Here is an 11,895-nt window from a genome sequence, read left to right as displayed (position 1 = left end):
GCGAGGAACTGCGCGAACAACCACCCACCGCCCGCAGACGAGCGAACACCGTCGAAACCCCAGGGGCGCGAGGAACTGCGCGAACAACCACCCACCGCCCGCAGACGAGCGAACACCGTCGAAACCCCAGGGGCGCGAGGAACTGCGCGAACAACCACCCACGGCCCGCAGACGAGCGAACACCGTCGAAACCCCAGGGGCGCGGGGAACTGCGCGAACAACCACCCACGGCCCGCAGACGGCCAAGAACCACCCGACCCCCAGGGGCGCGGGGAACTGGGCGAGTGGGCACGGACGGGCCGTAGGCGGCCGGGAAGCGCCGGGCCCACAGGGGCGCAGGGAACTGCGCGTCCGCGGGTGGCCGGGCACCGGCCGGGGGCGGCCGCGCAGCCGGAGCCGGGTTAGGGGGTCGGCTGGGTCAGGTGGCGGAAGGCGTCCAGGTTCCGGGTGGATTCGCCGCGGGCGACGCGCCACTCGTACTCCCGCCGGATCGCGCTCGCGAAGCCCAGCTCCAGGAGGGTGTTGAAGGCGCCGTCGGCGGCCTCCAGGACCGTGCCGAGCAGCCGGTCCAGGTCGTCCGGGGTGACCACCGACAGCGGGAGGCGGGCCGTGAGGTAGATGTCGCCCAGGCGGTCCACCGCGTACGCCATCCCGTACAGCTTCAGGTTGCGTTCCAGCAGCCACCGGTGGACGCCGGCCTCGTTCTCGTCCGGGTGCCGGATCACGAAGGCGTTGATCGACAGCGAGTGCCGGCCGACCTTGAGCGAGCAGGTCGTGGCCAGCTTGCGGGTGCCGGGCAGCTGGACGACGTACGACCCCGGCTCGGGGCTCTCCCAGCTCAGTTCCGCGCCGTTGAGCGCGCTCTCGATGATCGCGGCGGTGTCAGCCATGGTGGGAGCGTACGCGACGGCGGTGGTCGTGCATCGCCGCGGTGTACACGTCCGCCGTGCCACCGGCGGCGGTGTCCCAGCCGAAGAACCCGGCGTGCCGAGCGGCCTCGCCGCCCATGCGCGCGCTGAGCCCGGGGTCGTCGACGAAGCGCCGCAGCTCGCGGGCGTAGTCGACCGGGTCGTGGCCGGGGACGAGTATGCCGGTGACGCCGTCGTTGACGGCGACGGGCAGCCCGCCGACCTCCGCGGCCAGTACGGGCGTACCGGTGGCCTGGGCCTCGATCGCGACGAGCCCGAAGGACTCGCTGTAGGACGGCATGACCAGTACGGACGCCGCCCGGAACCAGTCCGCGAGCCGGTCCTGGGCGACGGGCGGGTGGAAGTGGACGAGGTCGGCGATGCCGAGCCGGGCGGCGAGCTTCTGCAGCCCCTCGGGCTTGGCGAGGCCGCTGCCGCTGGGGCCGCCGACGACGGGGACGAAGAGGCGGCGGCGCAGCGAGGGGTCCTGGCCGACGAGCTCGGCGACGGCGCGCAGCAGCACGTCGGGGGCCTTGAGCGGCTGGATCCGGCCGGCGAAGAGCGGTATGACGGCGTCCTGCGGCAGGCCGAGGCGGGCGCGGGCGGCGGCGCGGCCGTCGCCGACGGTGAAGCGGTCGAGGTTCACGCCGGGGTGGACGACGGCGACCTTGCCGGGGTCGGCGTCGTAGTGCCGGACCAGTTCCTCGGCCTCCTCGGTGGTGTTGGCGATGAGCCGGTCGGCGGCGGCGACGATCTGGGTCTCGCCGATGACGCGGGCGGGCGGCTCGGGGGTGTCGCCCTCGGCGAGGGCGGCGTTCTTGACCTTGGCCATGGTGTGCATGGCGTGGACGAGGGGGACGCCCCAGCGCTGGGCGGCGAGCCAGCCGACGTGTCCGGAGAGCCAGTAGTGGGAGTGGACGAGGTCGTAGTGGCCGGGGCGGTGGCCGGCCCAGGCCTGCATCACGCCGTGGGTGAAGGCGCACAGCTGGGCGGGGAGCTCCTCCTTGGCGAGGCCTTCGTAGGGGCCGGCGTCGACGTGCCGGACGAGGACGCCGGGGGCGAGCTCGACGGCGGGCGGCAGGCCGCCCTCGGTGGCGCGGGTGAAGATCTCGACCTCGATGTTGATCGCGGCGAGGCGCTTGGCCAGTTCCACGATGTACACGTTCATCCCGCCGGCGTCGCCGGTCCCGGGCTGGTGCAGGGGAGAGGTGTGCACGCTGAGCATGGCGACGCGGCGCGGCTTGCGGTGGTGGCCGACGGCCGGGATGCGCAGGCGGGGCGCGTCGTGGCGGGTGCCGCGGACGGCGGCGATCCGGCCGCCGAGGCTGCCGCCGATGCGGGACACGTACTGGCTCAAGGGAGCAGTTCCTCTCGCTCGGATCTCGCTCGGACGACAGCGACTGACGGGACGGCGGGTGGACGGCATGTGCGGGCATGCCGACGGGGCGCACCCGGCGCCCTTCTAGGAGTGCAACCCGGACGGCCGCCCCGCGCATTCCGGCCGTGGCGGATTTTTCCTTCGTGATCTGCCCGGTTTTCCTGCGGTGGGTGCCCTCCGCTTACGCTCGGCGCATGTCCCAGCACTCCACTTCGCCCCCGGCACGTACCGGCGGCACGGGCCGCAGCGGCCGCGGCGGCGGCCAGGGCCGCCCGGTGGGGACGGTGACGCGCGGTACGACGAACCCGAACCGGCTGCGCCGCATGGACCGCTGGATCGCGGCGGTGCACGGCCGGGCGCTGCGGCGGGCCGAGGCGCCGGTGGCGGTGGACCTGGGCTACGGGGCGGCGCCGTGGACGGCGGTGGAGCTGCTGGCACGGCTGCGGGAGGCGGCGCCGCGGGTGCGGGTGGTCGGCATCGAGATCGAGCCGGCGCGGGTCGCGGCGGCGAAGCCGTACGAGCGCGAGGGGCTCGCCTTCCGGCACGGCGGGTTCGAGGTGCCGCTGGAGGGCGGGGCGCGGCCGGCGCTGATCCGCGCGGCGAACGTGCTGCGCCAGTACGACGAGGAACAGGTGGCGGCGGTCTGGGAGCGGCTGTGTGCCCGGCTGACCCCGGAGGGACTGCTGGTGGAGGGCACCTGCGACGAGATCGGGCGGCGGCACGTGTGGGTCGCGTTGGGGCCCGAGGGGGCGCGCACGGTGACGTTCGCGACCCGTCTGGGCTCCCTGGAGCGCCCGTCGGACCTGGCGGAGCGGCTGCCGAAGGCGCTGATCCACCGCAACGTGCCGGGCGAGCCGGTGCACGCGTTCCTGCGGGACTTCGACCGGGCCTGGGCGGCGGCCGCGCCGTACGCCTCGTACGGGGCGCGTCAGCGCTGGATCCGCACGGCGCGGGCGCTGGCCGCGGACTGGCCGCTGACGGACGGTCCGAAGCGGTGGCGGCAGGGGGAGCTGACGGTGCGTTGGGAGGCGCTGCGCCCGGCGGGGTGAACCTGCGGGGTGAATGGGGGACGGCGGGGGAACGGGGTGCCGGGGTGGACCGTTGAGCTGTCCGAACCGCGTGTGGGGACTGGTCCGGGACGGGTCGGAAGATCCGGAGAGCGCCCGTGAGGGTGTTGGTTTTCTCCGAGTCGTGGCACCATCCCGAGGGCAGCGAAAGTTACTGATGAATAGTCAGATTCGCATCTGGGGGGAACCATGGGGACCGTGGAGCCGAGGCGGCGGCGCAGGAGCAGCGCCTCCGCCCTGACGCTGCTGTGCGCGACGGCGCTGCTCGCGGTGACGGCCCTGACCGGGACGGCGCAGGCCGCGCCGCTGCCCGAACCGGGCGCCACGTCCCTGGAGCAGGTCCGCAAGGACATCGAGGACCTCTACCGCCAGGCGGGCACGGCCACCGATGCCTACAACCTGGCGGAGAGCGAGGCCAAGGCCCAGTCCGACAAGATCGTCGAGATCGCCAAGCAGGTCGTCGCCGGCCAGGACCGCATCACCTCCCTGAAGAACCGCGCCGGAGCCGCCGCGCGCGCCCAGTACCGCTCGAACGGGCTGCCGCCCCAGGCCCGGCTGGCGCTGAGCGGCAGCCCGAGCCAGTTCCTCGACGGGGCGGACCGGATCCGCCAGGGCGAGAAGGCCACCTCCGACCTGCTGTCGGAGATGAACCGGACCCAGACCGCCCTGCAGCAGTACGCCAAGGACGCCAACACCGAATGGCAGAAGCTCGAGGCGAACCGGGTCAAGAAGGAGGCCTCGAAGAAGGAGATCGAGGCCAAGATCAAGGCGGCGGAGGAGCTGGAGAGCAAGCTCCGGGCCGAGGAGAAGGCCCGGCTGCTCCAGCTCGAGCAGGACGCCCAGTACCAGGCGCAGACGGCCTGGCTCTCCACGGGCGTGCTGAAGGAGATCAACAGCTCGGCCTCGGAGTCGGGCAAGAAGGCGGTGCAGTTCGCCACCGCCCAGATCGGCAAGCCGTACGTCTGGGGCGCCGTGGGGCCGGCCTCGTACGACTGCTCGGGGCTGACCTCGCAGGCCTGGAAGGCGGCGGGCCGGGGCATCCCGCGCACCTCGCAGGAGCAGCTGCGGCTGCTGCCGAAGGTCGCGATCAAGGACATGCGGCCCGGCGACCTGATCATCTACTTCGACGACGCGAGCCACGTCGGGATGTACGTGGGCGACGGCGCGATCGTCCACGCCCCGCGCCCCGGGCGCAACGTCACCCTGGCCGGCGCCGGCTCGATGCCGATCAAGGCGGTCGTCCGCCCGGACGCGTGACGGACGGGTGCCGGGCTCCGGCTCCGGCTCCGGCTCCGGCTCCGGCTCCGGCTCCGGCTCCGGAAGCCTGACGCAACCACGCGGGTGTGGGCAACGTCTCGCTGGGCGGGACGAGGACGTCCCCCGCCGTGACGTTGGTCATTCGGCGAGGAGGATTTTCCCCCGCAACAACGGCATATGACGCTGTCCCCGGCCGGGAGCACCATTCCGCTCGGCCGCCGCGGCCCGCTAGGGTCGGCCGGACGAGCGCACCCTCGGGGGGAGGGAAGGAACCGGAGACCATGCCCGTACCCGTACCGCGGCAGAGGGACATCCCCGCCACGGAGAGCGGTCAGGCGGTCCTGCCCCAGGCATCCCTGACCCTGCTGGTGATCGAGGACGACCCCGCCGGCGGACTCACCGTCCCCGAGATCCTCGACGCCGACCGGCACCGCATCCGGCTGCGCACCGCCCGCAACCTCACCGAGGCCGCACGGCTGCTCACCCCGGACGTCCACTGCATCCTGCTGGACCTGGCGCTCCCGGAGCCGGGGGCCGCCTCCCGCGCCCAGGCCGCCGCTGCCGCTGCCGCTGCCGCCACTTCCAACGGCGCAGCCGCGGCCGGGGACGACACCGCCGCCGACCAGCTCGACACCCTCCGCCGGGTCCTTGCCCTCGCCCCGCGCCACGCGGTGCTCGTCCTGACCGCCGAGGCCGACGCCGAGCGCGCCGCCGAAGCCGTGCGCGTCGGCGCGCAGGACTTCCTCTTCCGCGACGAACTGGACGGCCGGCTGCTCAGCCGCGCCATCCGGTACGCGGTGGAGAGAAAGCGGGCCGACATCGCGCAGTACAAGCTTGCAGAATCGAAACTTCGGGCCCAGGAGAACGCCCGCCTCGAACGCGGCCTGCTCCCCACCCCGCTGCTGGAGGGCTCCGACCTCCGCTTCGCCGCCCGCTACCGCCCCGGCCGCAGCCGCGCCCTGCTCGGCGGCGACTTCTACGACACCGTCCGCACCCCCGACGGCACCGTTCACGCCATGATCGGCGACGTCTGCGGCCACGGCCCCGACGAGGCCGCCCTCGGCGTCGAGCTGCGCATCGCCTGGCGCGCCCTGACGCTCGCGGGCCTGTGCGGCGACGACCTGCTGGCCACCCTCCAGGAGGTGCTGGAGGTGGAGCGCCCCTGCGAGGAGATCTTCGCGACCCTGTGCACGGTGGACATCTCCCCCGACGGCCGCCGCGCCGGCCTGTGCCTGGCCGGCCACCCGGCACCGCTGGTGTCCAGGCCGGGCCGCCCCGCGCGGCTGCTCCCGTACGAGAACAGCGGCCCGGCCCTCGGCCTGCTGCCGAAGGCGCGCTGGCCGCGCCGCCAGGTCGAGCTCGGCGGCACCTGGAGCCTGATGCTCTACACCGACGGCCTGATCGAGGGCCGCATCGGGGAGGGCAAGGAGCGGCTCGGCCAGGACGGGATGGTCGAGATGATCAACCGGCACATCGCGCGCGGGCTGAGCGGGGAGGGCCTGCTGGAGGCGTCCGTCACCGAGGCCCGGCGCCTGAACGGCGGCGAGCTCACCGACGACGTGGCCGTCGTCCTGCTCTCGCGCAACGGGGCCTGACCGCGGGCCGCGGCTGCGGCCGTCGCCGGACCAGGGCCGGGACCGGGACCGACCGAGCCGGACCAAGACCGATCAGGACCGGGACCGGGACCGGTCCGGGACCGGAGCGGCTACCGGATCACCGGCCGCCGTTGTAGGGCCCGTACGGTCCGTCGCTGCTGCTGCCGCCCCGGCGCCGGCCGCCGCCCGAGACCTGCTTGAGCGCCGGCCGGACGTCGACGAAGAACACGATGGTCGCCACCAGACCGGCGATCTGCAGGAAGAGCATCCCGAGGAAGAAGTCCACCACCACGGTGACCCCGAGGATGACCAGCCAGAACGTCTTGGTCTGCTTGTCGGCGGCCCGGTACGCGTCCTCCCGGGCCAGCAGCGCGAGGACGAAGGCCACGACGGCGAGCGCCAGCATGGCGAACCCGAGCAACGGGAGCACCCCGTTATCGAACCCGTTCATCAACATCGACCCGACCGCCTTCTCACGCGTGGCACGTCTGGTGCCCTCTGCCTCCACGCTACCGGCAGAGCGGCCCTCACCCCACGACAACGGGCCGGACACCGCACAGGTGCCCGGCCCGCCGCCCGTGACCCGTGGCCAGTGGCTCGTGGCCAGTGGCCGTGGCCGGTCAGGCCTCGTCGAGCGCGGCCTTCTTCGCGGGGGTCTTGCGGGTGGTGGTCCGGCGCGCGGCCGGCCTGTCCGCGCCCTCGCCCTCGCCCTCGGCCGACGCGTCGGCGGAGCCCTCGGCCGCGGACTGCTCCCGGTCCGGCTCGACGGCGACCGCGATGTCGACGATCTCCTCCGACACCTCGCCGCGCCAGGTCCGTACGGCCTGCTCACCGCGCTCGGCGACCCGGTCGTAGGTCTCCTTGGCGCGCACCGCGTACTCGGCGGCCACACCGACGCCGCGCAGCGCCAGGTCCTGGGCCGTCTCGCCGATCCGCTTGGCGTCGATCGCGCCGATCACCTCGGCCACCTTGGCGGTGACGGCCTCCTGGGCCTCGCGGGCCTTCTGCTGAACGATCTTCGGGTCGGTGTTCTTCACCGCCTCGATGCGCGCGGGCGCCTCGGCGCGCAGCTGCTCGATGAGGCCGGGCACCTTCTTGGCCTGCTCCACCGCGATGTCGGCGGTGCCGGCGGCGAAGTAGAGCGGGGTCGGGTCGGCGAGGGTCTTCTTCAGGTCATCGGCGATGGCCATGTGGCTGGTCCTCCCGGATCAGTTCAGTTCGTGTGGTGCTTCTCTTCGCCCGCGGCTGCCGGCTCGGCCTCGGTGCCGGTCTCGACCGCGTTCTCCTTGCGGAACGACTCGTAGATCTGGAGCAGCACCTGCTTCTGCCGCTCGTTGATGGACGGATCGGCGAGTATGGCGGCCCGCGTCTCCACCTCGTCCCGGTCCCGCTCGTCGAGGATCCCGGCCTGCACGTACAGCGTCTCCGCGGAGATGCGCAGCGCCTTGGCGAGCTGCTGGAGGATGTCCGCGCTCGGCTTGCGCAGCCCGCGCTCGATCTGGCTCAGGTACGGATTCGACACCCCCGCCGCATCGGCCAGCTGCCGCAGCGAGAGCTGGGCGTGCCGCCGCTGCTCGCGGAGGTACTCGCCGAGAGTTCCGACGTTGAGCGATCCCATGCCCCGATCCTGCCGCACCCCGCTAACTATTGCAAGCGCCTGCTTGCAATAGCACCCACGTGCGCAGGGGGACCGCCAGGGACGGAGGGCCGACCACGCGGGGCCGCCGGGGACATGACCGACGGGATCCCCCAGGGCACACCGGTCACCAAGGTTGTCCGGGCGGCGCGGGTCGTCCCTTCGTCACGACTGATGCCGGCACAGCCCGGTGAGCGGATGGCTGCGCGCGACGCGCTGGCTTCGCTGACCGCCAACGGCGCATGGGCAACTGTTGCGATCGCAGGTGCGGTACGCACAGGGTCGAGGATCTGGTGGAAGACCCCGAACGCCGAATGGTCGATGATCCGTGACGGGGCCCGCCACGAGTTCGACCTCATCCGGTATCTCGGCGGATGGCGCGGAACGCCTGATATACCCGGGCCCCGCCGCAGCCGGGGGCCCGGACGGCTGACAGGTCGGCTGGCGCCGGGGGGAATGTGCTCCGTCACAGCGGCGTCTGATCTACTCCTGCGGAGGGACCGAGACGGGGAGAGGGCGATGGGCGTTCTGAGCGACTACTTCCGCGCGGCGGACGCCGCATCGGTCGTGCAGGCGCTGGAGCAGGCGGACGGCGGGTCCCCGCTGTTCACGGAGCCGCCGGCGTTCGACGGGGTCGAGGCCAAGCACGTGGATCCCACCGTCGTGCTCGCGCAGCTGATCGCCGCCGTCCGCCAGGTCGAGTGGCGGGTGGACCTGGTGGAGGAGACGACCGTGTGGCCGACCTCCCCGGCTCCCGGCCCAGACGGCCCTGCGGATGACGACGACCCCTGGGTGACGGGCCCGTGGGTGTCGGAACTCCAGCTCCCGGCACGGGACACCCTGGCCGGGGTGCGCGACTGCGACATACCGGCCGTCGTCGCCCGATGGGTGCGGGCCGAGGAGCTGCAGGGAGCGCGCTCCGAAGACATGCAGCCCCTGGCCGAAGAGCTCGTCCTGCCGGCGAGGCGGGCCCGGAGCGCCGGCGAGCGGCTCTACTGCTGGACGTCGCTGTAGGGCACCGGCGGATGTTCGAGCTGTTGCCCGGGGTCGGGGTGCGGTTGCCCGGTGGGGCCGGGGTGCTGGGGTTCGGGGCGGGGCCGGCCGAGGTGCGGGAGGTGCTCGGCCGGCTCGGGCCGGTACGGGCCGCGGGCGGCGGGCCGTGGGCGTACCGGGTGCGGTGGGGCGGGGTCGAGGTGACCGCCCGGCCGGGCGGCGGGGCGGGGCTGGAGGCCGTGACGCTGGCGGGGAGGGACGCGCCCGTCGCGCCCGTCGCGCCCGTCGCGCTCGGCGACGTCGATCTGTTCGGCTACCCCGCCGGCGAGGTGGTCGAGGCGCTCGGGGAGGGGTCGCACCCCGGGCTCCGGCTCGGGAACGCCGACCCGGCCCGGCCGCTGCCCTCGGTCACGCTGCGCGCGGAGCCGCCGTCCGGGGCGCCGGAGGTCGACGTCGAGGCGTACGCGGCCCTGTGGACCACCGAGCGGGACGCGTGGCGGCTGGAGGACACCGGCAGCGGGTACCTGATCGTACGGAAGGGGGACCCGGAGATGAACCTGGTGGTCTGTCACCCGGAGCTGGCCGAGGAGCTCGTCACGCGGATGCTCGCGGCCGGCGTCGAGGTCGTCACGGTGTGAGGGGCCGGGGGCGGCGTGAAGCCCCTGGCGAGGAGGCGGACCGCCAGGGCCAACTCCCAGGCGAAGACCGGCAGGGCGGCCAGGGAGCCCCAGGCCGAGAGCTGCGCGTAGGCGCCGAACAGGACCGCGGCCGCCGAGGCGAAGATCAGCGGGCCGCCGACCAGGCCGAGGACGGCGACGGGGCGCGGCACCAGCCGAGAGCGGTACATCAGATACGCCACCAGCGTCGTGTTGGCGCCCAGGACGAAGTTCGGGCCGAGCAGGAACGTCCAGTCGTGGACCGCCACCAGGGCCCGGCCGGCCACCAGGAGCGCATCCGGAGCCTGCGGCGGGCTGCCGCGCAGGGTCGTGACCGCGAGGAGGGCCACGATGCCGACGCAGATGACGGCGGCCTCGAGGGTGCGGAGGCCCAGGTAGCCCACCGCGGCGCCTTCGCCGTACCGGCGGGCCACGGGGTACAGGGCGAGGGCCGTGCCGACGACCGCCAGGGCGAGGACCACCTCGCACAGGGCGCCCAGCAGGACGCGCGTGTCCGGGCCGGCGCCGGTGACGTAGGCCGCGTCGTGCAGGACGGGGCCGTACAGGACGAGGCCGCCGATCGAGGCGACGTGGGTGAGCAGGAAGCACAGGCCCGCGGCGGTCGCGAGCCTTCTCGGGGGCGGGGCCGTCATGGGCGCTCCTTCGCTGCGGCATGAGGTGTACGGCGTACACCTGCGGCCGCCACGGTAGGGTGTACGGCGTACACTCGTCAAGGAGCGGGAGGCACAGGGGAGATGGCCGGGCAGAGCAGCGGCGGCAGCAGCGGCGGCGGCGGGCGCCGTACGCCCCTCAGCAGAGACCGGGTCCTGCGGGCCGCCGTCGCGTTCGCCGACCGGTCCGGGATCGATGCGCTGAGCATGCGCAGCCTCGCGCAGGAGCTCGGCGTCGTGCCGATGGCGCTGTACAAGCACGTGGCCAACAAGGAGGAGCTCCTCGACGGCATGCTCGACGCGGTCCTCGCGGAGATCGGCCCGACGGCGGGCGGTGCCGCGTGGAAGGGCGCGGTACGGGGGCGGCTGCTGTCGGCCCGGGAGGTGCTGCTGCGCCACCCGTGGGCTCCACAGGTCATCGGGTCGCGCAGCGGGCCGACGCCCGGGGCGCTCGCCCATCTGGACCGCGTCATCGGGCTGTTCCTCGCCGGGGGGCTCAGCGCCGACCTCACGCACCACGCGATGCACGCGCTGGGCAGCCGGGTGTGGGGGTTCACGCAGGAGCTGCTGCCTGCCGGTGCGGAAGCCGAGCAGCAGCCTCACCAGGATCAGCAGGATCAGCAGGATCAGCAGGCGGCCCTGCTCGCCGCCCGGTATCCGCACATCGCCGGGATCGTGGCCTCCCGGGCGCACGACGCCGGGTCGGTCGTGGGCGGCCAGGGCTGCGACGACCGCTTCGAGTTCGAGTTCGCCCTCGACCTCCTCCTCGACGGGATCGAACGCCTCCACGCAGAGGGCTGGAGCTCTCAGGCGCGGTGACGGCGGTGGTACGAGACCGTCACCGCGGCCAGCAGCGGGGCCCAGGCGACCAGGGGCAGGTAGAGGAACCCGATGACGGTGGCGCCGAGCGGGGTCATGTCCGGGTGCGGCAGCGTCCAATACAGGGCGAACGGCGTCCAGGCGACGGCCAGGGCGGCGGCCGCCGCGCCCGCCAGGGCCGTGACGGCCCGGGGTGAGACCGGTCGGCCGCGCCACCGCGGCCCCCGCGGCCGCACCAGGACGAGGGTGAGCAGGGCCAGCAGCTCGGTGCCGATGCTGAGGCAGGCGACGTAGAGCCGGCCCCAGCCGGGTATGCCGGCGGCGGCGTAGCCGGCCTCGGTGTACCCGGCCAGGAATCCGGCCGCGAGCAGCAGCCGCCAGATCCCGGACGGCAGCGTCACGAGGGCGACGGCATGCGCGGCCCACACGGCCCATCGGGGGGCGGGGGCGGGGCGGCTTTCCTGAGACTGTGTCATGCCGTCCAGCCTGCCGGGGGCTTGGTGGCTCGGCGTCGGCCGTGCGGACGGGGCGCGGGGATGCCGCGGAAGGAGCCCCGAAGCCGCCTCTCCCCCATTCGGGTGACCCCGAGCTCCGCCCCAAGAATCCCGGCTCCGCCGGGCACCGGGCTCCGCCCGGACCCTCCCCCAGCTACCGCTGGCGGTACCCCCAGCCTCAAACGCCGGCGAGGCTGGAACTGCCGGCCCTCAGCTTCGAAAGCTGGCCGGCTGGATGTGCCGGACCGGCTTCGAACGCCCACGGGCGGCGGAGAGGGCCGGCTGGCGCGGCCTGCCTTCGAAGCGGGGGGTGGGGCTTTCCAGCCCCGCCGGCGTTTGAGGCGCGGGGTTTGGGGCGGAGCCCCAAGAAACCCGGCTCCGCCGGGCCCCGGGCTCGGCCCGGACCCTCCCCCCGCGACCG

The 11,895-nt window shown here is 73.9% G+C and carries 13 protein-coding genes; 6 read left to right on the top strand and 7 right to left on the bottom strand.

Going from position 1 to position 11,895, the window contains the following annotated elements:
• Positions 1–401: 401 nt before the first annotated feature.
• Together ABZ924_RS34940 and mshA are read right to left on the bottom strand one after the other, a co-directional pair.
• Positions 402–890: a YbjN domain-containing protein gene (locus ABZ924_RS34940; RefSeq protein WP_361919132.1), complete on the bottom strand. Its 489-nt coding sequence runs from the start codon at positions 888–890 to the stop codon at positions 402–404.
• The gene (gene mshA / locus ABZ924_RS34935; RefSeq protein ID WP_361919144.1) at positions 883–2,181 is read right to left on the bottom strand and encodes a D-inositol-3-phosphate glycosyltransferase; all 1,299 of its coding nucleotides are present in this window, start codon (positions 2,179–2,181) and stop codon (positions 883–885) included. Before mshA ends, ABZ924_RS34940 begins: the two co-directional genes overlap by 8 nt.
• A 428-nt stretch (positions 2,182–2,609) precedes the next feature.
• On the opposite strand from mshA, the gene ABZ924_RS34930 reads away from it, so the two are divergent.
• From ABZ924_RS34930 to ABZ924_RS34920, 3 genes are all read left to right on the top strand, one after another.
• Complete coding sequence (locus ABZ924_RS34930; RefSeq protein WP_361919142.1) at positions 2,610–3,335, top strand: class I SAM-dependent methyltransferase; 726 nt, start codon at positions 2,610–2,612, stop codon at positions 3,333–3,335.
• A 207-nt stretch (positions 3,336–3,542) separates the two neighbouring features.
• Positions 3,543–4,610: an NlpC/P60 family protein gene (locus ABZ924_RS34925; RefSeq protein ID WP_361919130.1), complete on the top strand. Its 1,068-nt coding sequence runs from the start codon at positions 3,543–3,545 to the stop codon at positions 4,608–4,610.
• Between the two features lie 281 nt (positions 4,611–4,891).
• Positions 4,892–6,205 carry a fused response regulator/phosphatase gene (locus tag ABZ924_RS34920; RefSeq protein WP_361919128.1) on the top strand — a complete coding sequence of 438 codons (1,314 nt, stop codon included), beginning with the start codon at positions 4,892–4,894 and terminating at the stop codon, positions 6,203–6,205.
• Between the two features lie 118 nt (positions 6,206–6,323).
• Here the strand turns inward: ABZ924_RS34920 and ABZ924_RS34915 are convergent, their stop codons facing one another.
• The 3 genes from ABZ924_RS34915 to ABZ924_RS34905 all read right to left on the bottom strand — a co-directional run bounded on the left by ABZ924_RS34915 (position 6,324) and on the right by ABZ924_RS34905 (position 7,823).
• On the bottom strand, positions 6,324–6,662 hold the full coding sequence (locus tag ABZ924_RS34915; RefSeq protein WP_361919126.1) for a DUF2516 family protein: 339 nt from the start codon (positions 6,660–6,662) through the stop codon (positions 6,324–6,326).
• A 163-nt stretch (positions 6,663–6,825) separates the two neighbouring features.
• Entirely contained in the window at positions 6,826–7,395 is a 570-nt protein-coding gene (locus tag ABZ924_RS34910; protein ID WP_361919124.1) for a hypothetical protein, read from the bottom strand.
• Positions 7,396–7,418: 23 nt separating this feature from the next.
• Positions 7,419–7,823 (bottom strand): helix-turn-helix transcriptional regulator, encoded by a 405-nt coding sequence (locus ABZ924_RS34905; protein WP_361919122.1) that lies wholly within the window; start codon positions 7,821–7,823, stop codon positions 7,419–7,421.
• Positions 7,824–8,360: 537 nt separating this feature from the next.
• Here ABZ924_RS34905 and ABZ924_RS34900 point away from each other — a divergent pair.
• Both ABZ924_RS34900 and ABZ924_RS34895 read left to right on the top strand, forming a co-directional pair.
• Positions 8,361–8,855 carry a hypothetical protein gene (locus tag ABZ924_RS34900; RefSeq protein WP_361919120.1) on the top strand — a complete coding sequence of 165 codons (495 nt, stop codon included), beginning with the start codon at positions 8,361–8,363 and terminating at the stop codon, positions 8,853–8,855.
• 11 nt (positions 8,856–8,866) lie between these two features.
• On the top strand, positions 8,867–9,472 hold the full coding sequence (locus ABZ924_RS34895) for a hypothetical protein (RefSeq protein WP_361919118.1): 606 nt from the start codon (positions 8,867–8,869) through the stop codon (positions 9,470–9,472).
• On the opposite strand, the gene ABZ924_RS34890 is transcribed toward ABZ924_RS34895, so the two are convergent.
• Complete coding sequence (locus ABZ924_RS34890) at positions 9,403–10,143, bottom strand: DUF4386 domain-containing protein (RefSeq protein ID WP_361919116.1); 741 nt, start codon at positions 10,141–10,143, stop codon at positions 9,403–9,405. The two genes, ABZ924_RS34895 and ABZ924_RS34890, sit on opposite strands and share 70 nt — an antisense overlap.
• 102 nt (positions 10,144–10,245) lie before the next feature.
• On the opposite strand from ABZ924_RS34890, the gene ABZ924_RS34885 reads away from it, so the two are divergent.
• Positions 10,246–10,980 (top strand): TetR/AcrR family transcriptional regulator C-terminal domain-containing protein, encoded by a 735-nt coding sequence (locus tag ABZ924_RS34885; protein ID WP_361919114.1) that lies wholly within the window; start codon positions 10,246–10,248, stop codon positions 10,978–10,980.
• On the opposite strand, the gene ABZ924_RS34880 is transcribed toward ABZ924_RS34885, so the two are convergent.
• Positions 10,968–11,456, bottom strand: a complete 489-nt coding sequence (locus ABZ924_RS34880; RefSeq protein WP_361919113.1) for a hypothetical protein — start codon at positions 11,454–11,456, stop codon at positions 10,968–10,970. The two genes, ABZ924_RS34885 and ABZ924_RS34880, sit on opposite strands and share 13 nt — an antisense overlap.
• Positions 11,457–11,895 lie beyond the last annotated feature (439 nt).

This window comes from Streptomyces sp. NPDC046876, from assembly GCF_040645035.1.
Lineage (GTDB): Bacteria > Actinomycetota > Actinomycetes > Streptomycetales > Streptomycetaceae > Streptomyces.
Note: the sequence above shows the minus strand (reverse complement) of the source record. Positions and strands in the feature narration are given on the sequence as shown.